Annotated in this window: 26 protein-coding genes and 1 other annotated feature; all 26 genes read left to right on the top strand. The window is 49.0% G+C overall.

Going from position 1 to position 26,458, the window contains the following annotated elements; all coding sequences use genetic code 11:
* Positions 1-8 precede the first annotated feature (8 nt).
* The 26 genes from ccsA (at position 9) to rpmA (ending at position 26,427) form a co-directional block, all read left to right on the top strand.
* Entirely contained in the window at positions 9-836 is an 828-nt protein-coding gene (gene ccsA, locus ACWGOO_RS19015) for a cytochrome c biogenesis protein CcsA (RefSeq protein ID WP_452486020.1), read from the top strand.
* An 8-nt stretch (positions 837-844) separates the two neighbouring features.
* The gene (locus tag ACWGOO_RS19020; RefSeq protein ID WP_452486022.1) at positions 845-1,492 is read left to right on the top strand and encodes a precorrin-2 dehydrogenase/sirohydrochlorin ferrochelatase family protein; all 648 of its coding nucleotides are present in this window, start codon (positions 845-847) and stop codon (positions 1,490-1,492) included.
* A gap of 1 nt (position 1,493) precedes the next feature.
* Complete coding sequence (gene hemC, locus ACWGOO_RS19025) at positions 1,494-2,420, top strand: hydroxymethylbilane synthase (RefSeq protein WP_452485966.1); 927 nt, start codon at positions 1,494-1,496, stop codon at positions 2,418-2,420.
* A 4-nt stretch (positions 2,421-2,424) separates the two neighbouring features.
* Positions 2,425-3,978, top strand: a complete 1,554-nt coding sequence (gene cobA, locus ACWGOO_RS19030; protein ID WP_452485968.1) for a uroporphyrinogen-III C-methyltransferase — start codon at positions 2,425-2,427, stop codon at positions 3,976-3,978.
* Positions 3,979-4,023: 45 nt separating this feature from the next.
* Positions 4,024-5,022 carry a porphobilinogen synthase gene (gene hemB / locus ACWGOO_RS19035; protein WP_452485970.1) on the top strand — a complete coding sequence of 333 codons (999 nt, stop codon included), beginning with the start codon at positions 4,024-4,026 and terminating at the stop codon, positions 5,020-5,022.
* Between the two features lie 30 nt (positions 5,023-5,052).
* The gene (hemL, locus tag ACWGOO_RS19040) at positions 5,053-6,357 is read left to right on the top strand and encodes a glutamate-1-semialdehyde 2,1-aminomutase (RefSeq protein WP_452485972.1); all 1,305 of its coding nucleotides are present in this window, start codon (positions 5,053-5,055) and stop codon (positions 6,355-6,357) included.
* Complete coding sequence (locus ACWGOO_RS19045) at positions 6,354-7,265, top strand: RluA family pseudouridine synthase (protein WP_452485974.1); 912 nt, start codon at positions 6,354-6,356, stop codon at positions 7,263-7,265. Before hemL ends, ACWGOO_RS19045 begins: the two co-directional genes overlap by 4 nt.
* A 125-nt stretch (positions 7,266-7,390) precedes the next feature.
* Complete coding sequence (locus tag ACWGOO_RS19050; protein ID WP_452485976.1) at positions 7,391-8,665, top strand: LysM peptidoglycan-binding domain-containing protein; 1,275 nt, start codon at positions 7,391-7,393, stop codon at positions 8,663-8,665.
* 408 nt (positions 8,666-9,073) lie between these two features.
* The gene (locus ACWGOO_RS19055) at positions 9,074-11,740 is read left to right on the top strand and encodes a valine--tRNA ligase (RefSeq protein ID WP_452485978.1); all 2,667 of its coding nucleotides are present in this window, start codon (positions 9,074-9,076) and stop codon (positions 11,738-11,740) included.
* A gap of 36 nt (positions 11,741-11,776) precedes the next feature.
* Positions 11,777-13,153, top strand: coding sequence for a bifunctional folylpolyglutamate synthase/dihydrofolate synthase (locus ACWGOO_RS19060; RefSeq protein WP_452485980.1), 1,377 nt, complete (start codon positions 11,777-11,779; stop codon positions 13,151-13,153).
* Positions 13,154-13,159: 6 nt separating this feature from the next.
* Positions 13,160-14,539 carry a UDP-N-acetylmuramate--L-alanine ligase gene (gene murC, locus ACWGOO_RS19065; protein WP_452486024.1) on the top strand — a complete coding sequence of 460 codons (1,380 nt, stop codon included), beginning with the start codon at positions 13,160-13,162 and terminating at the stop codon, positions 14,537-14,539.
* A gap of 165 nt (positions 14,540-14,704) precedes the next feature.
* Entirely contained in the window at positions 14,705-15,973 is a 1,269-nt protein-coding gene (locus ACWGOO_RS19070) for an SPOR domain-containing protein (protein ID WP_452485982.1), read from the top strand.
* A 121-nt stretch (positions 15,974-16,094) separates the two neighbouring features.
* Entirely contained in the window at positions 16,095-16,337 is a 243-nt protein-coding gene (locus ACWGOO_RS19075; protein ID WP_452485983.1) for a DUF4321 domain-containing protein, read from the top strand.
* Between the two features lie 22 nt (positions 16,338-16,359).
* Positions 16,360-16,968, top strand: a complete 609-nt coding sequence (locus ACWGOO_RS19080) for a Maf family protein (RefSeq protein ID WP_452485985.1) — start codon at positions 16,360-16,362, stop codon at positions 16,966-16,968.
* 13 nt (positions 16,969-16,981) lie between these two features.
* A complete protein-coding gene (gene radC / locus ACWGOO_RS19085) occupies positions 16,982-17,674 on the top strand; it encodes a RadC family protein (protein WP_452485987.1) in 693 nt (230 codons plus the stop codon).
* A gap of 106 nt (positions 17,675-17,780) precedes the next feature.
* Positions 17,781-18,815: a rod shape-determining protein gene (locus ACWGOO_RS19090; protein ID WP_452485989.1), complete on the top strand. Its 1,035-nt coding sequence runs from the start codon at positions 17,781-17,783 to the stop codon at positions 18,813-18,815.
* A 55-nt stretch (positions 18,816-18,870) separates the two neighbouring features.
* Positions 18,871-19,692: a rod shape-determining protein MreC gene (gene mreC, locus ACWGOO_RS19095; RefSeq protein WP_452485991.1), complete on the top strand. Its 822-nt coding sequence runs from the start codon at positions 18,871-18,873 to the stop codon at positions 19,690-19,692.
* The gene (gene mreD / locus ACWGOO_RS19100) at positions 19,692-20,222 is read left to right on the top strand and encodes a rod shape-determining protein MreD (protein ID WP_452485993.1); all 531 of its coding nucleotides are present in this window, start codon (positions 19,692-19,694) and stop codon (positions 20,220-20,222) included. Before mreC ends, mreD begins: the two co-directional genes overlap by 1 nt.
* 83 nt (positions 20,223-20,305) lie before the next feature.
* The gene (gene minC, locus ACWGOO_RS19105; protein WP_452485994.1) at positions 20,306-20,968 is read left to right on the top strand and encodes a septum site-determining protein MinC; all 663 of its coding nucleotides are present in this window, start codon (positions 20,306-20,308) and stop codon (positions 20,966-20,968) included.
* A 3-nt stretch (positions 20,969-20,971) separates the two neighbouring features.
* A complete protein-coding gene (gene minD, locus ACWGOO_RS19110) occupies positions 20,972-21,769 on the top strand; it encodes a septum site-determining protein MinD (protein WP_452485996.1) in 798 nt (265 codons plus the stop codon).
* A 513-nt stretch (positions 21,770-22,282) separates the two neighbouring features.
* The gene (locus ACWGOO_RS19115) at positions 22,283-23,128 is read left to right on the top strand and encodes a peptidoglycan DD-metalloendopeptidase family protein (protein WP_452485998.1); all 846 of its coding nucleotides are present in this window, start codon (positions 22,283-22,285) and stop codon (positions 23,126-23,128) included.
* Positions 23,129-23,174: 46 nt separating this feature from the next.
* Entirely contained in the window at positions 23,175-23,999 is an 825-nt protein-coding gene (locus tag ACWGOO_RS19120; protein WP_452486026.1) for a M50 family metallopeptidase, read from the top strand.
* A 60-nt stretch (positions 24,000-24,059) separates the two neighbouring features.
* Positions 24,060-25,244, top strand: coding sequence for an Rne/Rng family ribonuclease (locus tag ACWGOO_RS19125; RefSeq protein ID WP_452486000.1), 1,185 nt, complete (start codon positions 24,060-24,062; stop codon positions 25,242-25,244).
* Between the two features lie 95 nt (positions 25,245-25,339).
* Positions 25,340-25,427 (top strand) — a sequence feature (ribosomal protein L21 leader region).
* A 13-nt stretch (positions 25,428-25,440) separates the two neighbouring features.
* Positions 25,441-25,752, top strand: coding sequence for a 50S ribosomal protein L21 (gene rplU / locus ACWGOO_RS19130; RefSeq protein WP_014277583.1), 312 nt, complete (start codon positions 25,441-25,443; stop codon positions 25,750-25,752).
* A 13-nt stretch (positions 25,753-25,765) separates the two neighbouring features.
* Positions 25,766-26,104, top strand: a complete 339-nt coding sequence (locus tag ACWGOO_RS19135) for a ribosomal-processing cysteine protease Prp (RefSeq protein WP_452486002.1) — start codon at positions 25,766-25,768, stop codon at positions 26,102-26,104.
* 5 nt (positions 26,105-26,109) lie between these two features.
* Positions 26,110-26,427: a 50S ribosomal protein L27 gene (gene rpmA, locus ACWGOO_RS19140; protein ID WP_452486004.1), complete on the top strand. Its 318-nt coding sequence runs from the start codon at positions 26,110-26,112 to the stop codon at positions 26,425-26,427.
* Positions 26,428-26,458 lie beyond the last annotated feature (31 nt).

Below are 26,458 nucleotides of genomic sequence, written 5' to 3' on the forward strand. Positions count from 1 at the left end.
GAGTGAACGTGGCTTTAAGCACGCTTATATATGATTCGATGATTTACGTTTTTGCCCTGAGCCTTCTGTTTGTATTCTCGGATGGCATTCGCCGTAATGCGAGTGCCAAACGGACAGGTACAGGGCTTCTTGCTGTCGTTCTTCTGCTCCAGCTTGTATATATGGGGATAAGAACCTGGAACGAGGGACATCTTCCTATTTTCGTAACCTATGATTTTTTATTTCTGTTTTCATTTATTTTGGTCCTGATTTCTTTAATTCTCTCACGCTATCAGCGGTCGGAATTTGCAGTATTGCTGCTTAACATTATTAGCTTTGCGGTTCTTGTGCTTAATAATATATGGATGGACCCCACCGACAATCCGCTTGGAAATTGGCATACGGTGCATGGGCTACTTCTCATCCATATCGCTTTGGCTAATCTTGGCTTTGTAGCCATGACGGTAGCGGCTGTATTTTCGGGGCTCTATCTTTTTTTGCATCGTAAATTGAAAGTCAAGAAATGGAATGATACAATCCGGCGTCTGCCCAGTCTGGAAATGATGGATCGGTATACCCATATGGCGCTGTTGATTGGTACTCCTTTGCTTGGGGTCTCCATTATAGTTGCCGTCATTTCTATTATTGCTGAAGAACGCTGGCGTCTGCTACTGGATACGAAAGTATGGATGACAGCGCTAGCCCTGTGCGTGTATATTGTATTTTTAGTGAGCAAAAAATTCAATCAGAAGTCGGGCCTCGTAATGGCGAAGTGGGCATTAGTGGGCTACACGCTATTGATTCTAAACTTTTTGCTGAATTCCTGGTCTGTATTTCATCAGTGGACGGGAGAGTGAGTGGCCGTTTGCAGCATTTTGTGCCGATTTCGCTGAATTGTAAAAATAAGATCTGTTGTATTGTTGGCGGCGGAAGGATAGCGGAACGCAAGGTAAAGGGACTGATGGAAAGCGGGGCGTTCATTACCGTCATCAGTCCGAATATAACGCCGGATTTACAGGCTCTGGCCGATCATAAGCAGCTCCACTGGGTAAATCGCGTATACCGCGAGGGTGACCTCCAGGGAGCCTTTCTTGTATATGCGACGACCGACCGGAGAGAAGTGAACAATGCGGTTGCGCATGAGGCCGGGCAAAGGGGTATACTGGTAAATGTGGCGGATCGTTCGGAAGAGGCGGACTTTATAACGCCGGGCATCATCCGGCGGGGTAGACTAACGATCAGCATATCCACCGCAGGTGCAGGTCCGGCTGTTACGTCCGAAATTACATCGGCTTTGGATACGCTGTTTGGTAGGGAATACGAGCCGTATCTGGATTTCATGTACGATATGCGGCAAGCGATTAAACATATCGTATCTTCCCCGCAGCAAAGGGCGAAACTGCTGAGACGTTTGGCGAGCAGCGGAATTTTGGAGCAAATACGACGTCAGGAATTTGCTGCATGGACGCAAGAAGAGATGGACATATGGATTGCGCAAAATCAGGAGGAATAGTATGCGAACAATTGTGGTAGGTAGCAGACAGAGCGCACTTGCGCTAACTCAGACCGGGCATGTCATAGAGGATTTGAACGTGCTGTGCGCGGAGCATGGGCTAGATATGCAGTTTGTCGTAAAAAAAATATTGACCAAGGGCGACCGGATTTTGGATGTAACCTTGTCCAAGGTAGGTGGCAAAGGGCTGTTTGTCAAAGAAATTGAACAGGCCATGCTGGCTGGTGAAATTGATATGGCAGTACATAGTATGAAGGATATGCCGTCAGAATTGCCTGAAGGGCTGGTAAACGGTGCGGTGCCGCGTCGGGAGGACCCACGGGATTGTCTCGTTACCCTGGGATCCAAGAGCTTGGAGGACCTGCCGCAAGGGGCGAAGGTGGGTACGAGCAGCCTGCGCAGAGCCAGCCAGATCAAGTCATTACGACCTGATCTTCAATTGGAGCCTGTGCGCGGTAATATTGATTCCCGCCTGAAAAAGCTGGAGACTGAAGGATTTGACGCCATTATTTTGGCTGCGGCAGGTTTGAACCGGATGGGCTGGAAAGACCGAATCACGTCCTATATACCGGAGGAAGCCTGCTTGCCAGCAGTCGGACAAGGAGCGCTTGGTATTGAGTGCCGTGCAGACGATGAAGAGCTGCTGGCATTGCTGCGCCTGTACAACGACGAGGATACCTCGGCTACAGTTGCGGCAGAACGAACCTTTCTTGGCGTGCTCAATGGGGGATGTCAGGTGCCAATCGGCGCCCACGCAGTCTGGGCTGACCAGGAGATCCGCCTCACGGGTATGGTAGGCTCGCCGGATGGCGAGGTTATTTTGAAGGAAACGCTTCAGGGAAATGATCCGCAAAAACTGGGAGAAGCGGTGGCGACCAGCTTGATCGCCAAAGGAGCGGAACAGATTCTGGCACAGGTAAGGGGATGATGGAATGGCGGGAAAGGTTTATTTAGTAGGCGCAGGACCTGGAGACGCAAGACTGATTACGGTCAAGGGCTGGGAATGTATTCGACTGGGTGATGTTATTGTCTATGATAGACTGGCAAGCCCTCGCCTTTTGGGGTTGATGAAGCCAGGTGCTCAGAAAATATATGTCGGCAAGCTGCCGGATCGTCACACCATGAAGCAAGAGGAAATCAATCAGCTGCTGGTGGATTTGGCTCTAGAAGGAAAAACGGTCGTCCGGCTCAAGGGCGGGGACCCCACCATTTTTGGGCGGGTCGGCGAAGAAGCCGGACTGCTGCGCAAACACCGTATTTCCTATGAGATCGTACCCGGCATCACATCAGCGATCAGTGTACCTGCCTATGCGGGCATTCCGGTCACACACCGGGATATGGCCTCATCGCTGTCTATCATTACGGGTCATGAAAGTCCGGACAAGCTCGATAAGAGTATTCATTGGGATAAAGTAACGAACGCAACGGGTACACTGATCTTTATGATGGGTGTGGCGAAGATCGGCTATATTAGTGAGCAACTGATGAAGCACGGCAAGCCGCCTGGCACCCCCGTTGCTTTGATCCGTTGGGGAACCCGGGCGGAGCAGGATACACTGGTGGGTACGCTGGCAGATATTGAGGCCAAGGTGAAAGCCGCGAATTTTCAGCCTCCCGCCGTTATCGTCGTCGGAGAAGTGGTTAATCAGCGTGAACAGTTAAAATGGGCTGAGGATATGCCTTTGTTCGGCAAGCGGATTTTAGTTACACGTGCGCGTGCCCAGGCCAGCAGTCTGGTTCATCGGATTGAGGAGCTTGGTGGAGAGCCTTATGAATTTCCTGTCATCCAGACGGTTGTCCCTTCGGATGAGCCGACACAACGGCAAATTAAAGAGGCGTTTGCGCGACTACCCGAATACGACTGGGTGTTTTTTACCAGTGTCAACGGAGTGGAATACTTTTTTACTCATCTGAAGGAACAAGGCAAGGATGTGCGTTCGTTGTTCAAAGCGCGTATTGCCGCAGTCGGACCAGCTACAGCAACAGCGCTTCGGACGCACGGAATTGAAGCGGAGCAGATCGAAGGTCCTTTTCAGGCAGAGGGCTTGCTCGAAGCGTTTGAGCAGGATTTGCAGGCAGGGCAGAACGTATTTCTGCCCAGAGGCGATCTCGCTCGGTCCTGGCTGCCGGAGAAGCTGAGAGAGCTTGGACTTGAGGTGACCGAGGCCGATTTGTATCAAACCGTGCTGGCGGCAAACGCGCAGGATGATGAGCTGCTCAAGCTGCTTGAGGAACGTGCCATCCATGCGATTACTTTTACCAGTTCCTCAACAGTAACCTTTTTTCTGGAAGCACTCAAGCAGATGGGAGTCGAAGATCCGCTGTCGCTGCTGGAAGGAGTGACGATTGCTGTGATTGGCCCTCTCACCGGAGAAACAGCGACCCGAGCGGGCCTGACCGTCAGCTTCATGGCCGAAAAAGCAACCATTGAAAGCCTGATCCAATCGCTATGTGACTGGAAACAATCGAATGCTATGACATCATAATATTATTTTACCAAATGAAAGTATAAAAACTGGAGGTTTGCAATCATGAGTGTTCCTTTTACCAGACATCGCCGTTTGCGTCAATCCGCTGCCATCCGCAGTATGGTGCGTGAGACGGTATTGAGTCCGGCTGATTTTATCCAGCCGATCTATGTAACATTCGGTACAGGAGTGAAACGAGAAATCAGCTCCATGCCGGGTGTGTACCGATTTTCTCTGGATCAACTGGAGGAAGAACTGAAAGAAATTAGTGAGCTTGGCATTCCTGCCGTGCTCCTGTTTGGCATTCCGGAGACGAAGGATAGCTTGGGCACTTCGGCTTTTGTGGACGATGGTATTGTTCAAGAAGCTACACGTCTGATCAAGTCGCGTTATCCCGATCTGCTGGTTGTGGCTGACACTTGTTTGTGTGAGTTTACGGATCATGGGCATTGCGGCATGGTCCACATGCATGAGCATGATGGTGAGGTATGTGGCGAAGTGCTGAATGACGAATCGCTGGAGGTGCTGGTACGTACAGCTGTTTCTCAAGCCAGAGCAGGCGCTGATATTATCGCGCCATCCAATATGATGGACGGTTTTGTGCAGGCGATTCGACAAGGGCTGGATGAGGAAGGCTTTTCGCATATTCCGATAATGTCGTATTCCGTCAAATATGCGTCTGCTTTTTATGGTCCTTTCCGGGAAGCGGCGGATTCTGCACCGCAATTCGGTAACCGCAAATCCTATCAGATGGACCCTGCGAATGCACGTGAAGCATTGCGAGAAGCAGAATCCGACGTGCTGGAAGGTGCGGACATGCTGATGGTGAAGCCATCCCTTTCCTATTTGGACGTGATGCGTACAATTAAAGACCAGTTTGATTTGCCTTTGGTGGCTTACAACGTCAGCGGTGAATACGCGATGGTCAAGGCGGCAGCCCTCCAAGGCTGGATTGATGAAAAAGCAATGGTACTGGAGATTCTGACAAGCATGAAGCGTGCGGGTGCGGACATGATTATTACCTATTCCGCTAAGGATGCAGCAAGATGGTTGAAGCAATAAGTCCATTTTCACAAGACAGGAGTGATCAGAATGATCAACGAACAACGAACAGTGCGCGAAGATGCGCGCTCCAAAGCAGCCTTTGATGAAGCAAAGCAATATATTCCGGGTGGCGTAAACAGTCCGGTACGGGCTTTTAAATCTGTCGGTATTACGCCCGTTTACATCGACCGTGGAGAAGGATCAAGAGTATATGATATCGACGGTCAATCCTATATTGACTATGTATGTTCATGGGGACCGCTTATTATGGGACACGCGCATTCTGAGGTCGTTAAGGCTCTACAGGCTGCTGTTATCAAAGGAACCAGCTTCGGAGCGCCAACGTTGGCGGAAACCGAAATGGCGAAGCTCGTTTGTGAGCGTGTTCCTTCCATGGATATCGTTCGCATGGTCAGCTCGGGAACCGAGGCAACGATGAGCGCGATTCGACTTGCACGCGGATTTACGAGCCGCAGCAAAATCCTTAAATTTGAAGGCTCTTATCACGGTCACGCGGACAGCTTGCTGATTAAAGCAGGCTCTGGTGTGGCAACACTGGGTTTGCCCGACAGTCCCGGTGTACCTAAGGTTGTAGCTAGCCATACGCTCACCGTTCCTTACAATGATTTGGCTGCGGTGAAGCTGGCTTTTGAAAAATTTGGCGAGGAAATTGCTGCAATTATTGTCGAGCCGGTAGCCGGAAATATGGGAGTCGTACCGCCACAACCCGGATTTTTGGAAGGACTGCGCGAAGTAACCCGGCAATATGAAAGCTTGCTGATTTTTGATGAAGTGATGACTGGATTCCGGGTAGGACTTCATTCAGCTCAAGGTCGCTTTGGTGTAATCCCGGATCTCACATGCCTGGGTAAAATCATTGGCGGTGGACTGCCTGTAGGTGCTTATGGCGGGCGTCGTGATATTCTGGAACAGATTGCACCTTCCGGTCCGATCTATCAGGCGGGTACGCTTAGCGGAAATCCGCTGGCTATGGCAGCAGGCTATTCGACGCTTAAATTGCTGACTCCAGAAGTATATGATCGACTGGAAGAACGGGCAGCACGGCTTCAGGCCGGATTCGAACGTAATGCACGTGAGCTGGGCATACCTGTCACGATCAACCGTGTAGGTTCCATGGTTTGTCCATTTTTCACGGAAGAGAAGGTCGTCAATTTTGATACCGCCAAAACAAGTAATCAGGACCATTTCCGTCGTTACTTTACCGAATTGGTGAACGAGGGAGTTAGTGTGGCGCCATCCCAATTTGAAGGCATGTTTGTATCGGGTGTGCATACGGTGGAAGATATTGATGCTACCATTGAAGCGAACTATCGCGCGCTCAAACGTTTATGAGCTGGCAAGGCGGCTGGAAAAGACGGGGGCCGTGGCTGGAAGTCACACCGGGACGGGAAATCACAGAGGGTGAACATCGCACCGATGCTGTAGATCACTGGTTGCTGAACCGTTTGGAGCTACCGGACAAGCTGTGGCGCAGACTACGACACGAAAAGCAGGTTGAACTTGCGGGGGATCGGCTGCGGCTGGCCCTTTTTCCCGTTACGGACCTTGGCGTGACCCCTCGCTGGTACGATTTGAAGGTGCTGTATGAGGATGATTTTTGCCTGGTCGTACACAAACCGGCGGGTATGTCGGTACATCCGGACGGAGCTGTAAAAGAGGGTCCATTGACATTGGATCATGCGGTCGCATCGTATTATGAAATGAATGGCATCCATGCGGCAGTACGGCATGTGCATCGTCTGGATACAGATACGACAGGCCCGGTGCTATATGCCAAAAATGAATTCGCGTTGCTGAAGCTGGACGAGCAAATGCGGGCCAAGGATATCGGTCGCCGGTATGTAGCTTTGGTACGGGGTGAAGTCCCTTCATCACTGCGGAGGCTGGATTGGCCGATTGGTAAGGACAGGCATCACAAGCAACGTCGCCGTGTTTCTCCGACCGGTCAGAGTGCGGTTACCCATGTGGAACTTGGTGAAGTGTGGGGGAGCGGTCAAAAGGCGGTTAGCCTCGTATATTTAACACTGGAAACAGGCCGAACGCACCAGATTCGCGTTCATCTTAGTCATGCGGGCTATCCGTTACTGGGGGATGTATTATACGGGGGACGGGCTGCTGATTTTGGCAGGCAGGCGCTGCACGGAGAGCGTCTTACCTTCCGTCATCCGCTGAGTGGTGAAACGATTACTGTGGAAGATGCTTGGCCGGATGATTTTCAAAAGCTGCATCAACAGCTATAAAAGATGGCATGCCTTCTATTTTGGCGCATATACTTGAACCTAGAAACGGTTTGCAATATGGAGTTTCCGTGCGCCTGACAGGAGTCAGAGGATGTGCGGAGGCTGCCCAAAGGAGGATGCCATCCTTGAACAAACAACAGAATGATCAGCCGCAAGGCTTGCGTTTTGATATTTATGAACGCATTCATTTGACGGAGGAAGCTGCCGGGATTGCTGAGTTGGAGGGAATTGAGCTTCTGCCACGCATTCAGGTTGTAACCCACGGCGACCATGCCGCTTTGCGAGGGCATTTGCTGCTGGAGGGCGTGTACCGCACACCTGAACAGGTAACGAACGAGCTTCATCATTTGATCCCTGTGGAAATTACGATTCCACTGAATCGGGTAGGAAGACTGGAAGACATCTCAGTCGAGATTGAGAATTTTGATGTGGACCTGCTGTCATTACGTAGTCTGAATATTACAGGTGTTCTTTCCCTGCACGGGGTGGAAAGCTCCCATGCGGAGGAGACAGCGGTTTGGCTGGATGAGGAATTTACGGTGGTGCACGCACCTGAACATCCCGCTCACCCCTTTTCCACGAATGGAGAGCAGCGTCAGGAAAAAACTTATGCCACTCAGAATTCTGTATCCGATCACGCGACGGAGTCTGAATCTTCATACAGGGTGCCAGCTCAGCAAGAGTACGCTTCCTGGGAACAGCCATCGCAAGAGTATGGGGAGCAGAAGTCATCATCGGAACAGCAAGGTTATGAGCCTGCTGTAGACCCGAACCGGATCTATGATCCTTGGGCGGGTAAAGCTGTTGAAGATAGCACTTCCGAGGTAAAGCACGAGCATGAGACACCAGAAGTATGGGGATTTCAGCAAGAGGAAGCTTGGCCGGGAAATGAGCCGAAAATATCCTCCACAGCTCCCGATGGGGTCTATGATCCTTTGCTGGCTGAACCGCATCCCGCGACGGAGTCGGAGATCTATCTGGAGCCGCAGTTGGAAGCTGTGTTCCATGGCACTGTTGCCGACGATAAGCCGGAGATGCGCGTGGCACTGAACAGCAAAAAGGACGAAAAAGCAGGCGAGCCGGACCCGGTGGTCTACTCATCATTGCTCCAATCCAGTCGTTCGGTGAAGGAAGCGGAATTCCAGCAGCAACTGGAGCATGAACCGCAGGGTCAGGCGCAGAAAGCCCAAGAAGAGCGTGAGGATGCCAAATGGAAAAACCTTTTTTTCCATACACAGGATGAAACACCTTTCCGTAAGGTCCGATTATGCATCGTTCAGCGTGAAGATACACTGGAAACGATCGCTGATCGCTATCAACTCAGCACACGGGAACTGCAACTGTATAACAGGCTGGGAGAGCATCATGTAGAAGAAGGGCAGGTATTGTACATCCCTTAATCCGGTCATTGGAAAATGAGCTACGGGTGTTGACTATAATCAATGGGAAATGTATGATGTGGTATAGCTATTGAAAGACTGAGATCGGGAAGAGTAGGCAGCAAGCCCTTCAGAGAGTGGAATTGCAGCGCTGTGAGGTTCCACAGGAAGCTACTGGCCGAAGTCACCCGGGAGTCGCCTGTTTGAACGGTCCCTCATTTAATCCCAACGGAAGGTACGAGGTTCACGGTAGAATAAGGCCGGTCCGCAGCCGTTATCTGCATAAGTGTCACACCATGTGTAATGGATCAGTGGATACATACACTAGGGGTGAAACAAAGGTGGTACCGCGAGAGAACAGCCTTTCGTCCTTTGAGGATGAAGGGCTTTTTTTATTTGCCAATTGAAAAATCATGGAGGTATCCTGATATGTCAGAACAAGACAACAAGACAACCTTGGAAATGCCGACAACGTACGATCCAAAATCAGCAGAGAAAAAGTGGTACAAAACGTGGATGGAGAAGGGGTATTTCCGCGCTGGGCGACTTCCAGAGGCAGAACCTTTTACAATCGTTATTCCACCACCGAATGTTACAGGCATGCTGCACATTGGACATGCTCTTGATTTTACTTTGCAGGACATTATTATCCGCACCAAGCGGATGCAGGGCTATGACGCATTGTGGCTGCCAGGGGCAGACCATGCGGGCATTGCTACCCAGACGAAGGTAGAGCAGAAGCTGCGTGAGGAAGGCTTGACGCGCTACGATCTGGGACGTGAGAAATTTTTGGAGAAGGTTTGGGAATGGAAGGATCTCTACCTGGACAATATTCATAATCAATGGGAAAAAATGGGTTTTTCTCTTGATTATTCGCGTGAGCGTTTTACGCTAGATGAAGGGCTGTCTCAAGCCGTTCGCGAAGTATTCGTCAAGTTGTACAAGAAGGGCCTGATTTATCGCGGTAAACGCATCATTAACTGGGACCCTGCTGCACGTACGGCTCTGTCAGATATTGAAGTGGAATACAAAGAGGTAAACGGAAATCTGTATCACCTGCAATATCCGCTTCAAGATGGCAGCGGGATTATCACTGTAGCCACTACGCGTCCTGAAACCATGCTGGGCGATACAGCGGTAGCCGTACATCCTGAGGATGAACGGTACAAGCATATGATCGGCAAAACACTCGTGCTTCCGATTATCGGGCGGGAAATTCCGATCATTGCGGACGACTATGTAGATAAAGATTTTGGTAGCGGTGCTGTTAAAATTACGCCAGCTCATGATCCGAACGACTTTGAAATGGGACAACGTCACCAGTTGCCACAGATTACCGTTATGGACGAAACAGGTACGATGAACGCCGAAGCAGGCAAATATCAGGGTCTTGATCGCAGCGATTGCCGTAAGCAAATCGTCGCTGATCTGAAAGAGCAGGGCGTACTCATCCGTATTGAAGAGCATGTGCACCAGGTAGGCCACAGCGAGCGTACAGGTGTGGTTGTAGAACCTTATCTGTCTACACAATGGTTCGTGGAAATGAAGCCTCTGGCAGCCAAAGCGATAGAAGTGCAGAAGGCTGGCAATGGCGTAAACTTTGTCCCGGATCGCTTTGAGCGTACTTATCTGCATTGGATTGAAAATGTGCGTGACTGGTGTATTTCCCGTCAATTGTGGTGGGGACATCGTATTCCGGCTTGGTACGATGAAGAAACCGGTGAGGTTATTGTATCGGTGGAGGACCCTACAACCTTGCCTGAATATGCTGGCAGAAAGCTGAAACAGGATGAGGACGTGCTGGATACATGGTTCAGCTCTGCCTTGTGGCCGTTTTCGACACTGGGCTGGCCTGAACAGACTGAGGATCTCAAACGCTACTACCCGACCAATGTCTTGGTTACAGGCTATGACATTATTTATTTCTGGGTGTCGCGGATGATCTTTACCGCGCTGGAGTTCACAGAGGAAATCCCGTTCAAGGATGTGTTGATGCACGGGCTGGTTCGTGATGCGGATGGAAAGAAAATGTCCAAATCCCTCGGCAATGGTGTAGATCCGCTCGACGTAATCGACAAATACGGTACGGACGCCATGCGTTACATGGTTTCTACAGGCAGCACGCCTGGACAGGACCTTCGTTTCCGTTGGGAACGGGTAGAGCAGGCACGTAACTTTGCCAATAAAATCTGGAATGCGTCACGCTTTGCGCTGATGAATCTGGAAGGAGTTACTGCGGCGGATATCGACATTACTGGTGATTTGAGCACAGCTGACCGCTGGATCCTGCATCGTTTGAACGAAACTTCACGCGACATCACGCGTCTAATAGATACTTATGAATTTGGCGAGACAGGCCGCCTTCTGTATAACTTTATTTGGGATGACTTGTGCGACTGGTACATCGAGTTTGCGAAGCTTTCCCTGTATGGGGAGAACGTTGAGGCGAAAAAGAAAACACAGTCCGTACTGGCGTATGTGCTGGATCGGACACTGCGTATGCTTCATCCGTTCATGCCGTTTATCTCCGAGGAAATATGGCAGCATCTCCCGCATGAAGGCGAAACGATTACACTGGCCGCTTGGCCTGTTTACGATTCGGCTTTCGAGGACAAAGATGCGGTAGCTGAAATGAACTTGCTGATCGACGTGATTCGCGCAGTTCGGAATATCCGCGCTGAAGTGAACGTACCGATGAGTAAAAAGATCGAATTGCTCGTAAAACCCGGCGATCAAGCCGTTCTCGATATCATTAACCGCAATGGGGTATATGTACGCCGATTCTGTAATACGTCTGAATTCGACGTGGGATTGGAGCTCTCTGTTCCAGATAAAGCCATGACTTCTGTAGTCAGCGGAGCAGAGCTATACCTGCCATTAGCTGGGCTGCTTGATATTGCCCAGGAAATTAGCAGACTGGAAAAAGAGCTTCAGCATTTGAACAGTGAAGTGGAGCGTGTGGAGAAAAAGCTGTCCAACCAAGGCTTCGTGGCGAAGGCACCAGCCAAAGTCATCGAGGAAGAGAAGGCCAAGCAAGCCGATTATTCGGATAAACGATCCAAAGTTATCGCACGGATCGAAGAACTCAAGGGATAATTCCACTAACTATAAAATGACCTGAAGGTGAAGAGGATGTCAGATACGATCAGGGGCGGGGGAGCAGCTCCTTTACAAAGCTATGATGAAGCAGTGGAATGGATTAATGGTTTGATTCCGTTCGGAATCAGACCCGGACTGGAACGGATTGAGCAGCTAATGAGCATGTTGGGTGATCCGCAACGGCATCTTAAATTTGTGCATATTGCGGGAACCAATGGCAAGGGCTCAACCTGTGCTTTCTTAACCTCTGTCTTGCTGAAATGCGGTTATGATGTGGGAACCTTTACGTCTCCGTATATCACCCGGTTTACGAACCGATTCCAATTCAATGGGACAGATATTCCCGATGATACACTGGTCTTGCTTGCCAATCGTTTGTATCCGTTGGTTAAGGAAATCGCGGCCAGTGATTTGGGATCACCCACGATGTTCGAGGTATCGACAGCGTTGGCTATTTTATATTATGCCACGGTGACTTTTCCAGATGTTGTGGTATGGGAGACGGGCCTCGGGGGAAGGATGGATGTAACTAATATTGTGAGTCCTATCGTCTCGGTCATTACCAATGTAGGCTATGACCATACGGATATTTTGGGAGATACACTCGAGCAGATTGCAGGCGAAAAGGCTGGAATTATCAAGCCAGGTGTACCTGTTGTTAGCTGTGTATCTCAGCCAGAGGCTATTCAGGTTATACGGGAAACGGCGGCAAAGCAGGGAGCTACCCTGTACCTGGCAGAAGAACAGTTTACGTATGAACGGCTGAATGGGAACGAAACAGGGCAGACTTTTTCGTTTGCGGGACCCTTCCGACACATGGAAATCGGCATCACGTTGTTAGGCGAGCACCAATGTGCTAATGCGGCAGGAGCTTTGATGACACTTGAGGTGCTTCGTCAGTATATGGCTTTTGTGCTGGATGATGCTGAACTGCTAGAGGGCTTTAGAGAAGCAGCCTGGGCAGGCCGTCTGGAACAGGTCAGCAGTTCGCCGCGAATTGTTATTGACGGTGCTCATAATCCAGAAGGGGCGCAGACGCTGGCAAAGAGTCTTCCCCAACTGTATTCGTACCGAAAAATGGTTTTAATGATGGGTATGCTGTCAAACAAGCATCATGAAGCATACTTGCAGCATATACTGCCACTAGTGGATACGCTTATCCTGACCGAGCCCGATTTCCGCCGCAAAATGAATGCCGCTGAACTGGCTCATCTCGTGGAGAAGCTGCGGCCGTCTTATGCCAAAACGGATTTAAAAATTATTGTAGAAGGTGACTGGAAAAAGGCTCTTCGCTTGCTTCAGTCACATACGGAAGCGGAAGATCTGGGGGTGGTGTCCGGAACACTGTATCTCATTGCGGATATACGGGCTACCCTTATGTATCAAACCGATTCGGAAAAAGGTTGGTGAAATTTGTTGATTACTTCGGAACATGTTCATTTTATCGGTATCGGCGGTTACGGAATGAGCGCGATTGCTCGGGTCATGCTGGAGATGGGATATACCGTGACAGGCTCAGATGTGGCATCACAGGAGCTGACAGAAAAACTGGCGGCGAAAGGCGCAAAGATATACCTCGGGCACACGCCTGAGCACGTTACAGGCGCGGACATCGTCGTTTATTCGACGGCACTGTCCCGTGACAATGTGGAGCGAGTGGCAGCAGAGGAATTGAATATTCCGACCCTGCATCGTTCTCAGATGCTCGCACGGTTGCTTAACGAGCGTAAGGGAGTGGCTGTTGCGGGAGCGCACGGCAAAACGACAACCTCCTCGATGATCGCTCTGGTCATGGAGAGATGTAATGTCGATCCAACATACATTATTGGCGGCGAAATCACGAATTTGGGAACGAATGCCAAAGCAGGCAAAAGCGAGTTTGTCGTTGCCGAGGCGGATGAGAGCGATGGCTCTTTTCTGCAATATCATCCTTGGCAAGGTATCGTGACCAACATTGAAGCCGACCATTTGGAAAATTATGATGGCGACTTTAATCGTCTGAAAAGTGCCTATGTACAGTTCTTGAGTCAAATCCGGCCGAATGGCGCGGCTATCGTATGTGCTGATGATCAGAACGTACGGGAAATGCTGCCTCAGATTCAGACTCGAGTCATTACCTATGGAGTCGAGCATGAAGCAGATTATACGGCAACGGATATCCAGTTGGGCGATCGTCGATTGAGCTTTACCATGAACCGCAAAGGAACGGCGCTTGGAACCATCGAATTGTCTGTACCGGGTAAACATAATCTGTACAACGCTATGGCTAGTGTGATTTCTTGCCTGGAAGCAGGCATCCCTTTTGAGCAAATTGCTGCGGCTATTGTGGAGTTTCACGGAGCGAAGCGCCGTTTTCAGGTGCTGGGCGAAAGCAATGACATTCTTGTTATTGATGACTATGCCCATCATCCAACAGAGATTGAGGCTACGATCAGTGCAGCTACAGTGACTGGCAAGCGTATTATTGCCGTGTTCCAGCCGCAACGCTACAGTCGTACTTTTTTCCTGCTGGATGCGTTCAGTCGTGCTTTCAGCGAGGCGAACGAAGTCATTATTACCGACATTTATTCTCCAGCGGGAGAAAAACAAATTGAAGGTGTGCATTCTTCCAGACTCGTGGATTTAATCGTCCAGAACAGCAACGCGAATGCCATCTATCTGCCAACCAAGGAAGCTGTTATCGACGAGTTGAAGGATCGTCTTCAGCCGGGCGATCTTGTACTGACCATGGGCGCGGGAGATATCTGGAAAGCGGGCGACGCGCTAGCACGTCATCTGCGCGAACAGCAAGTGTAACAAGCATGCATAAGGCGTTACGCCGATGAAATACAACCATCAAGGGTATTCCGAACACGAAACGTGTCTTCGGGATACCCTTTTTTGTAATACCCGGACATATTTTCTCTTCCTGACTCATACAACAGACTAAGAGGAAGTATGGGACAAGGAGGGAGTGCATCCGTGAACAAGGCAAAAATGACATTCCGGTTCGATCAACAGACGCCGGAGACAAGCCGTAAGGAAAAGCTACAGGTGCTTTCGTACAAAACCGGGCCGATAACTAGCCAGCAGTGTGAAACAAATAAAGAAGCGGAGCGATATGAAAGCGAGAAACAGCATCAAGCTGCTAACCAGAATAAAAGAACGAAAAGAATTAGCGGCATGGGTGCAAACAGTGGGACTGAACGAATTTCAGGAATTAACGAGCCTCCGGGCGTGAATAGACCTAGTACGAGGCGGCGTTTTGCTCCCGCCCCCATCATGCAGGAAGGATGGGATGATCCGTTTGGGCGGTCAGCAGCTTCCTGGTCAGATACAGATTTTCTGCCAGATCGTACGGAAGAGGATGAAGAAGAAACTCATCGTTCTAGTCAAGAGTACCGAAAGCGTCCGCCCCATCCCTCCAGATGGAAGCTGATTGGCTCAGTAGCCAGTGCGTTGATGACCGGGGGGATGTTTGGATATATCATGTTGCTGCTTTTTAACGGAGGTGGAGCTGTCCCGGGATCAGATCCGTCAACAGAGGAGGCTATACCGGTCTTTAAAGAATCTGTTAGTACAGATATACCATCTGTAAAAGAGAATTCTGCTCCTGTCACAGTTGTATCGGCTCAGGTCCCTCCGCAAACCTATTACCTGCTGCAATACGGAGTATTCAGCACCCCTGAACGGGCTTTGCAAGCAAAGGAAGAGCTGTTGAAGGCAGGCATTGCCGCCGGTGGGGACACCGAGGATCAGAACCGAGTCTATGCAGGGATATCGCCGGACAGGGAACAGGCCAAGCTGCTCAGCAATCAACTGAAAACACAAGGAGTCGAGCTGTATGTCCGTGAGCTCCAACTACCTGGATTCGAAAAAGCAGCTTATGGGGGCGAAGGTGAAAAGCTCACTACCTTTTTTCAGCTAAGCAGCACATTGGTCGGCAAGCTGAGCGGGCTTTCCTCATCCTTGCTTGAAGCAGGCGGATCAGGTAAGGCGAATGCCGCCGAAATGAAGGAACTGAACGATCTGCATCAGCAGTGGACGCAAAATATCGTTGCTCTTCCCTCCGGTCTGCCGAAGGAAGCGGCTGCTTCCGCATCCACGCTGGAAAAGGCGATGAACAGTGCAGTCTCGGCACTTGGAGAATATAACAAGAACACAGCCAAAGAGCACATTTGGGAAATTCAGTCTTCGATGATGGAATATGTTTTGCATGAGAAGGAATTTATACAATTCATAAAACAATAAGTTCTCAATGTTTTCCGGCAAGGAACTGGAAATAGTTCCCCATGCCGGATTTCTGTTTGTATTGCGGTTGAAATCACCGTATAATAATGAAGGTGTCAAAAAATGGCGAGGGAAGATCAGGATGAAAAAAAATGTAGGTATGCTTATACTGTTTTTGTTGTTCGGTTGGCTCTTGGGTGCATGGATTGCCAAAGCTCTTCAATCGATCAAATTCCTTTCCTTTCTGACCCATCCCACTATGATATCCTGGTCGCCGAGAGCGGATCTGGATATTATCAGCTACAACATAACGATAAATTTTGAATTGAGCCTGCTGAGTCTGATCGGCATCATCGCCGCGTTCTGGCTGTACCGCAGGCTCTAACTGATGAAAAGGAGCTTCCCTTATGGACGGGAAAATTACGCCCCGCATTATTCTGGCATCGACTTCACCGAGAAGGAAGGAATTGCTTTCATTTCTTAGACTGCCCTTTGACGTGATGCCGAGTCATGCGGATGAAAGCACGCCTGAGAGCTGGAAGCCTCAGCAAATTGTGGAGGCCCTTTCGGTACGCAAAGCCGAAGCGGTCGTGAACATTGCCAGACAGTCCGAAGAAGATGGATTGGTAATTGGCAGTGATACCATAGTCGTGCTGGATGGTTTGGTACTGGGTAAGCCTGCCGACCATGCGGACGCGGTTCGCATGCTAACAGCATTGCAGGGAAGAACCCATCGTGTATTCACCGGGGTGGCCTGCTTACATACCGTAACCGGCAAAACGCTTGTCAGACATCGCCAAACAGAGGTTACGATGAAGCCTCTGAGCCATGAGCAAATTGTGGCATATGTGAATACGGGTGAACCGTCTGACAAAGCGGGAGCGTACGGCATTCAGGGTTTGGGTGCTACGCTGGTGGAATCTATTCAGGGTTGTTATTTTAACGTCGTAGGATTGCCGCTTTCCCTGCTGTCGGACATGTTATCCGAATTCGGAGTGAGCGTGTTGCAACCTTAAAGGGGATAAACATATGTCAGAGTCGCCAACACTGATGCTTCGCGACCTCCCTCATGAAGAACGGCCAAGAGAGCGCATGATGTCATATGGGGCGGATGCTTTGAGCAACGCGGAGTTGCTGGCAATATTGCTGCGTACGGGAACACAAAATGAGTCATCGGTACATTTAGCACAGCGTATTTTGCAGAAGGCGGGGAACTTGCGCCAACTAGTGGATATGAGTCTGGCCGAATTGACCCAGATTAAAGGCATTGGCAATGCCAAGGCGATACAGCTCAAAGCGGGTATCGAACTTGGACGACGGCTGGCATTGTCACGCCATTTGGAGACCCCGGTGATCAGTTGCCCGCGGGACGTGGCAGATCTGCTATTTGAGCAGCTTCGTTATTTGCAGAAGGAGCATTTTGTATGCCTGTTCCTGAATACTAAAAATCATGTCATTGCCCAGGAAACGCTATCCATGGGCAGCCTGAATGCCGCCATAGTACATCCTCGTGAAGTATTTCGGGCAGCGATCAAATGCAGCAGTGCTTCGATTATTTGCGCTCATAACCATCCGAGCGGTGATCCGAAGCCAAGCCCGGAGGATGTCCAGTTGACCCGTCGCCTGATGGAAGCGGGCAACATCGTGGGCATCGACGTACTCGATCATATCGTGATCGGGGACGGAACCTTCGTAAGTTTGAAGGAACAAGGTCTGATATAATATACTATTTAAATCAAACATTTAAATCCGACCGGCTAGGCCGGCCTGAATAAACCGTTTATATATGGATAACAGATTTCAGGGAAGAGAAAAGGAGATTAACATCATGTTGGGTAGCTTTACAAAAGATTTAGGAATTGACTTGGGGACGGCAAATACGCTGGTATACGTAAGAGGAAAAGGGATTGTGGTTCGTGAACCTTCTGTAGTCGCTTTGCGTACAGACACAAAAACCATTGAAGCGGTTGGTGAATCTGCAAAAAAAATGATTGGTCGCACACCGGGGAATATCCGTGCGATCCGTCCGATGAAGGATGGCGTTATTGCGGATTTTGATACGACAGCAACGATGATCAAATATTTTATCCGTCAGGCGCAAGCCCAACGTTCTTTGTTTCCGCGTCATCCCAATGTGATGGTTTGTGTGCCTTCAGGCATTACTGCGGTGGAGCAGCGTGCTGTTGAAGATGCAACAAAGCAAGCGGGCGCAAGAGAGGCTTACACTATTGAGGAGCCGTTTGCGGCTGCAATCGGCGCTGATCTTCCCGTGTGGGAGCCAACGGGCAGCATGGTTGTCGATATCGGCGGAGGTACAACCGAGGTAGCGGTTATTTCCCTGGGCGGGATTGTGACGAGCCGTTCCGTGCGTGTGGCTGGTGATGAAATGGACGAGTCCATCATCCAATACGTGAAGCGTCAATACAATCTGATGATTGGTGAGCGGACTTCGGAACAGTTGAAAATGGAAGTCGGTTCTGCTATGCCGCTGGAACAAGTGGAGACGTCGGAAATTCGTGGTCGTGATCTGGTAACAGGTTTGCCGAAGACGATTACGATTACGTCAGATGAAATCAGCGAAGCGTTGTCTGATACAGTAAATGCAATTGTGGAAGCAGTCAAAGTGACACTGGAGAAATGCCCTCCCGAGCTGGCGGCGGACATTATGGACAGAGGTATCGTATTGACTGGTGGCGGAGCACTTTTGCGTAACTTGGACAAGTTGTTGGCGGCTGAAACCGGGATGCCGGTTATCGTAGCGGAAAATCCTCTGGATTGCGTGGCAATCGGTACAGGCAGAGCGCTGGAAAATATCCATTTGTTCAAATCGCGCAGCAGTTCCGCCGTCCGTTCCAAACGTTGAATCGGGGGTGTAGGAACTGTTTAAGCTGTTTGGCAATAAAAGATTATTTGTTCTATTGATCGGAATCGTTCTGTTTATTGCCCTTATGGGGATCACACTTGGACAGAGAAATTCCTTAACCTGGCCGGAAAAGTTCGCAAGAGATTCAATTGGCTTTGTGCAAGGTATCTTCTATAAGCCCGCTTCAGCAATAGCGGGCTTCTTTGAAGATATCGGGAATATGAGGAGTATTTATAGTGAAAATGAACGGTTGAAAATTGCCGTAGCGCAGTTAACCGCCGAGCAGATTCAGACTTCTAACTTGAAAGAGACAAACGCCAGGCTTGAGCAAGAACTGCAATTCACCCAAACGCAAAAGTCCAAAAATCAATATGATTATCGTATTGCACAGGTAAATAGTGTCAGTAATGATTCCAAAACGCTTGTCATTGATATTGGTGAAAAGGATGGGGCCAAGGTTGGTCAGGAAGTCAGATCACTTGAAGGGTTTGTAGGGGTTATTAGTCGCACAGCAAACTTTACTTCTACGGTTACGCTATTGACTACATTAGACCCTAAAAATCCAAATTCTTATGCTATTGCAGCGACAGCACTGGGCAAGGAAAATAATTCGTTCGGTATGATTGAAAGCTATGATCCGGCTACGAACAGATTTCAAATGACTCGCATTGAGGAAAATGATCCAATCGCAAAAGGCGATCAGATCATTACGTCAGGAGCAGGCGGGAAGTTCCGTAAAAATCTGTTGATCGGTACAGTAGAAAAAATCCAGGTTGGCGAGTTCGGACAAACACGTACAGCGATTATCAAACCCGCGGCCAGCTTCGTGGATTGGAAAGAACTGCTCGTTCTTTACACTCCTGAGGTACCGGAATAATGAAGATACGCGGTCAGGTTTTAATACTGCTGCTGTTTGTACTGTTTATAGCTGAAGGAACGATTCTTCCGTGGCTTCTTCCGGATAGTTGGCATCCAAGAATGGTTCCGAATCTCGTGTATGTCGTCATTTTGTTTGTATCTGTGTATTATAATCGCCATACGGCATTGGTACTGGGTATCGTTTTTGGACTTATTCATGACGTTGTGTATTACGGGTTTATTATCGGACCTTACTCTTTTGCAATGGGATTGTCGGCTTATTTGCTGGGGCTGGTATTTACAGCTCGACGTGCGCCGATGCCTATTATGATGGGAGCTGTGCTGATCGGCAGTTTTCTGCTGGATTCCATGCTTTTTGCCATTGATCATCTGTTCCAGTTGAACCATCAGACTTTTGATTGGGCGTTGGCCCAATATATGATTCCTGATTTATTTATCCATTTTCTGTTCGCCCTCATCATTTACGTCCCAGTTCGCAAGCAATTGCAGCGTTTGGGTATCCGTGTGAAAAAGGAAGAGAAAGTCTAGGACTTTTTACACATATTTTTGTCCGGGTTAGCAGGGATTTCACGTTCCGGGGACGAAATGATTGAGATAGGAGGGACAGGCTAATGGCGGTGAGATCGAATCATGTCACGATAAAAGGCATCAAAGACGGCCTGGTATTCCTTCTGGACGATCAATGCGAGTTTGAGGATTTGCTGGGTGAGCTGCGTTTCAAGCTAGAGCACAGTCATCAAAATATTTTAACCGGCCCGATTATTCATGTAGACATTAAGCTGGGAAGCCGGGAAGTGACGGAGGAACAGAAGGAAAGCATTCTGGAGATTTTGAGACAGAAGGGGAATCTGCTCATACGGTCCGTCGAATCGCCCGGATTGCCTTCGGAAGTGCAGGGAAAAGTTCCCATTCACACCGTGACAGGGATTATCCGTTCAGGCCAGGTGCTTCATCATAGCGGGAATTTGCTCTTTTTGGGAGATGTGAACCCCGGTGGAATAATAACGTGTACTGGTGATATCTACGTCCTCGGTGCCCTGCGGGGTATGGCGCATGCGGGGATGGAGGGAAATGGCGAGGCAATTATCGCCGCCTCCTATTTTGCACCAACACAGCTGCGAATTTCCGAAATGATCAGTCGTCCGCCCGATGAATGGGAGACGCGCGAATCCGGAATGGAATTTGCGTATCTCAAGGACGGCGCCATGCAAATAGATAAAATGAGTAATATTGTGCGTCTGGGCCGCGATTTTAACGTGTTCAAAGGGGTGTAGCACATGGGAGAGGCTATCGTCGTCACTTCAGGAAAAGGCGGCGTCGGCAAAACGACGACGTCAGCCAATATAGGAACAGCGCTGGCACTGCTCGGCAAAAAGGTGTGCTTGGTGGATACGGATATCGGCTTGCGTAATCTGGATGTTGTTATGGGTCTGGAAAACCGGATAATTTATGATCTGGTCGATGTAGCGGAAGGTCGTTGTCGTTTAAATCAGGCTCTGGTCAAGGATAAGCGCTTTGAGGAGCTGTACATGCTGCCTGCTGCTCAGACCAAGGACAAGAGTGCCGTTACGCCGGAGCAGGTTAAGGATATTATTTTGGAGCTTAAAAAGGATTTTGAATATATATTGATTGACTGTCCTGCGGGTATTGAGCAGGGCTTCAAAAATGCTATTGCGGGAGCGGATCAGGCCATTGTCGTAACGACACCGGAAAACGCTGCTGTGCGTGATGCTGACCGGGTTATCGGATTGCTGGAAAGCTCGCATGTGATCTCACCAAAACTGGTGGTTAACCGTATCCGTAACAGCATGGTCAAATCCGGGGATATGCTGGATATTGACGGCATTTTACAAGTGCTTAGCATAGACCTCATTGGAATTGTGCCGGATGATGAAATGGTAATCAAGGCAGCCAATACAGGAGAGCCTACCGTCATGAATCCAGATTCACAGGCAGCGATTGCCTACCGTAACATAGCTAGACGAATTTTGGGTGATACAGTGCCACTCATGCAGCTGGATCAGAAGAAAAGCGTGATGACGCGGTTTAGGAATTTTTTTGGTATGGGTGGATGAAGAAAACAGTGGGTTATGGCTGGGAGACGGCTCCGCGTGTGATTTGATCTTACGATCGCTGTTGCCACGGGATTCTTTTATTTGTAAAACATTTAGTGGTAAGAATCCCATGGCAAAGGCGAACGCTTCGCTTCTTCAGATTCAAATCACCCGCTTCGCTACTGCCTGCGCAAAATTCCTAAACCGTTTTTAAGTAAGAGAATGGATGTAGAGGAAGGATACGTACGAAGAATTGAAAGCTTTTTTAAAACTTCTTAGTCCTGTCATCTTAATTACGAATACTTAAATAAGTAGTAAACTTATTTAAGTATTTTTGGTTTGTCTTTTTAACTTCTATAATTCCTAGTTCTTAATATAAGGCTCACTACATAGCTGCTATATATTCAATCACATCCGGTGCGCTTGCGCCGGTTTTTTTCATTTTCAGATACGTAATCCCTAACCGGACAACATAAGTTGAAGCCCGTCCTCATAAGATGTACCAAACATATCTCGCTGGGGGGCTGAAACAGGATGAATAAAAACTCCGGAATCAAGCAGCGCAGAGAAGAACGCATACAGCAGCTGATCGCGAGAAACAAAGCGGAAGAATATTCCTCAGGCATGTATCAGGACAGGCACGGGAACAGGGAAATGAAGCCGATGCAAGCAGTCAGTACTGTCCGGCTTAGAGACCCGGAAACCGATTGGGAAAATGAACGACAACGCTGGCAGCAATCTTTTGGGGAGAACCGGCGTCCGTCTTTTTGGGTTTCTTTTTGGCGCAGGTCTGTGTTCGCTACAGTGCTGTTTGGATTGGTGTGGGGATTATTTCGCTGGGATGTTCCCTATGCCGTCAATTTGAGAATGTTTATCGCGGATGCCTTAAATAAGGATATGAATTTTGCAGCCGCCGGACAATGGTATGAAACTTATTTTGATGGAGCTCCGTCCTTTTTACCGATCTTTGGAGAAGAGCCTGAAACATACAAGGTGAACGCAATCCGCAAAGGCTCTCCGCCAATTCAAGGGAATATAACGCAGCCATTTGTGCTGAGCCTCAAAGGAGTGGAAATTGCGCCCAATGCTACTGGTAATGGGGCAATCGCTGTCAAAAGTATAGATGCGGGACGTGTGCTAGACATATCCAATCACCCGGAAAGTGGAACTACAATTACGATTCGTCACACGGGCGGCATTACGGTAACGTACGGACGTCTATCCCGCTCTACCTTAAAGGTGAACGATTGGGTCCAGGAGGGGGACGAGGTCGGTGTGCTACCAGCAGGCCATAGTGGCAGTGAGGCGGCGACTCTGTTTTTTTCGGTGCAGAGAGGAAATCAGTACATTGATCCGGCGGAAGTGGTAGCCCTTGATTAATGTCCGGGGTGTGACTTTGTCTCTGCATCCACTGTTCGTACTGGTAATGCTAACCTCTGTGTTGACAGGACATTTTATCGAGATCATGACTTTGTTTACGCTGGTGTTCATTCATGAGCTAGGGCATGCGACAGCAGCCACGTTGTTGGGGGCGCGGGTGCTGACTATACAGATGCTACCCTTTGGAGGAGTGGCCGTCATTGAAGATCAGGGAAAGCTCAACGCGTGGAAGGAGATTGTCATTGCGCTGGCCGGCCCTCTGCAAAACGGAATTATGATTGTCATCCTTCTATTGCTCAGAAATATGAGCGGGGGGGAGCATGAATATATAAATTATATGATTCAGGGAAATGCCGTTATTGCACTGTTCAATCTGCTCCCGATTTTACCACTGGACGGCGGGAAAATAATGCAGGCGCTGATGAGCTTATCCATCCCGTATCACCGTACTCTAGTTTGGACTTTTCGAGCCAGCATCGTGACCAGCCTGCTATTTTGTATCTATGGTATTTCGCCGTTATTAAGGCAAAATGGACCTGTGCATTTAAATCTGCTGGCGGTAGGGATTTTTTTGCTTTATTCTAATATTGTGGATTATCGGAATATCCCCTATCGGTTTATACGTTTTTTGCTGGGAAGGGATGAGCTCTTTTACCGCGAGGTGGCTAAGGGAAGTATTGCCTTTCCAATTGTATCCTTGCCTATGAAACATTTGGAGCCTGTTTTGCGTCTTTTCAAAAGGGACCGATACCATATGGTTTATGTCATGAATGAACAGGGACGGATTGTAGCGGTATTACCGGAGCAACGCCTTATTCGCTCTTATTTTGCAGCGCGCCCGCCGGATGGCGGAAAATCCAAACCTAAATAGAAAAGTTAGCAGTTTGTATGAGTTGAGGAAAGAGGCTGTATCCAGAGAGGTTGAAAAACCATGAAGCAAATGATTGTACATTGCCAGCAGCAGATGACCCAAATGGCACTGTTGGAAGAGGGACGATTGGTAGAATATGCAGCTGAATTGTCGCGAAAGCGGGGAATTCTTGGTTCCTTTTTCAAAGCCAGAGTCGTCAATGTACTGCCGGGAATGCAAGCCGCCTTTGTTGACATTGGACAGCGAAAGAATGCCTTTTTATATGTGGATGACGTACTTCACGCCCATTTGGACAAGCAACGTGAGGTGAAGCCGTCCATTTCCGAGCTGTTGAAGGTGAGGCAGGAAATTGTAGTACAGGTGTTGAAAGAGGCCGTGGGTAGCAAAGGGGCCAGAGTAACCGCTCATTATTCACTTCCGGGTCGCTGGATTGTATACATGCCTCGCGCCAATTATGTGGCTGTATCCAAAAAGATCGAGCGTGAGGGAGAACGGGCTCGTCTGAAAGCGATGGGAGAGCAGCTTAGAACAGGTGAAGAAGGAGTCATCATCCGTACAGTTTCAGAGGAAATGAGCAGAGAAGCGATTGAAAATGACCTGAACCAGTTGCGTCAGCAATGGGAAGTCATCCAGCGTAAAGCTGCTGAACACTCAGCTCCATGTGAGCTGCACCGGGATTTGAGCATCGTCCAGCGTCTGATTCGGGATGTGTTCACACCGGAACAGGATGAGCTGATTATTGACAGTGAGGAACAGGCAAAGGAAGCGGAAATATTACTACGTCAGATCAGTCCGGAGAAAGCCCATGTGAGCATATTTCGTGGTGCAAAAGAGACCATATTTAAAGCCTATGGCATCCATGAGCAATTGGAACGTGATTTTGCGCGGAAAGTATGGCTTCAGGGCGGCGGATATATCGTCATTGACCATACTGAGGCACTGACCGTCATTGATGTGAACACAGGGAAATTTACGGGGGGCAGCAATCTGGAAGAGACGGTGACCCGGACTAACATCGAGGCGGCTGAAGAGATTGCCCGGTTAGTGCGTGTACGTGATATCGGGGGCATTATCATCATTGATTTTATTGATATGGAACAAGAGGAGAATCGCCGTGAAGTATCCTCTGTGCTGGAGGCAAGGCTGAAAAAGGACCGGACCAAATCATATGTTGTTGGCTGGACACGGCTAGGTCTTCTGGAAATGACTCGAAAAAAAGTGCGCGAGGAAAAGACGATTTTATAAGGCACGGCATTTCCAAATCATTTTAAACTAGAGGTTGAATGTGGACGAAGCTTATGCTACAATCGTTTAGTATGTGTCATGCGTAAGATTGGCTGCACATGCTGTAACCGCTCCAATCAGGTACTGAAGTACAGCATCCCTAGGGAAGTTGTCACCTGCGATTAGGCGAGTCTGAGACATAAGGAGGTGCAAGCAAATGTACGCAATTATTGAAACAGGTGGTAAGCAATACAAAGTTCAAGAGGGCGATGTATTGTTCATCGAGAAGTTGGAAGCGACCGATGGTGAAACTGTAACGTTCAACCGTGTTCTGGCAGTATCTAGCGACAATGGCTTGACAACAGGTACACCGCTTCTTTCTGGAGCTACTGTAACAGCTACAGTTGAGAAACATGGCCAGGGCCAAAAGGTCATTGTATACAAATACAAACCTAAAAAGAACTACCATGTGAAGCAAGGTCATCGTCAACCGTACACGAAAGTGACGATTGGAAAAATCCAAGCGTAAGAGGGTGCGATAAGTGATTATCGTGCGTATTATACGACTGGAGGATGGCAGCATACGAGGATTTTCCATTAAAGGTCATGCGAATTATGCCAAATCTGGCGAGGATATCGTGTGTGCTGGCGTATCAGCGGTAACTGTAGGAACTGTCAATTCGATTGAAGCTCTTACAAACGTTGATATGGAATCGGAAATGAAAAACGGCTTTTTGAGCGCGTATCTTCCCCCTGAAGTTCATCATGATGTGAACGCACAGGTACAACTGTTGTTGGAATCCATGGTGATTATGCTGACAAGTATTGCTGAATCATACGGTAAGTATATTCAAATAGAAAATAAACAAAGAAGGAGGTAGACATCATGTTGAAATTGACATTGGATCTTCAATTATTCGCATCGAAAAAAGGTGTAGGTTCCACGAAAAACGGACGTGACAGTCAATCGAAACGTCTTGGCGTGAAACGTGCTGACGGTCAAGCAGTTACCGGCGGTAGCATTCTTGTTCGTCAACGCGGAACGAAAATTCACCCGGGTACGAACGTGGGCATCGGTAAGGACGACACTCTGTTCGCGAAAGTGGACGGCGTTGTGAAGTTCGAACGTTGGGGCCGTGATCGCAAAAAGGTGAGCATCTACCCGATCAACGTTGCTCCAGTAGCAGCTACTGTAGAAGCTTAATAGCGGCTTAGACACGCTGAAAAGCCTCCGG

The sequence above is a fragment of the Paenibacillus sp. NPDC055715 genome, from assembly GCF_053617595.1.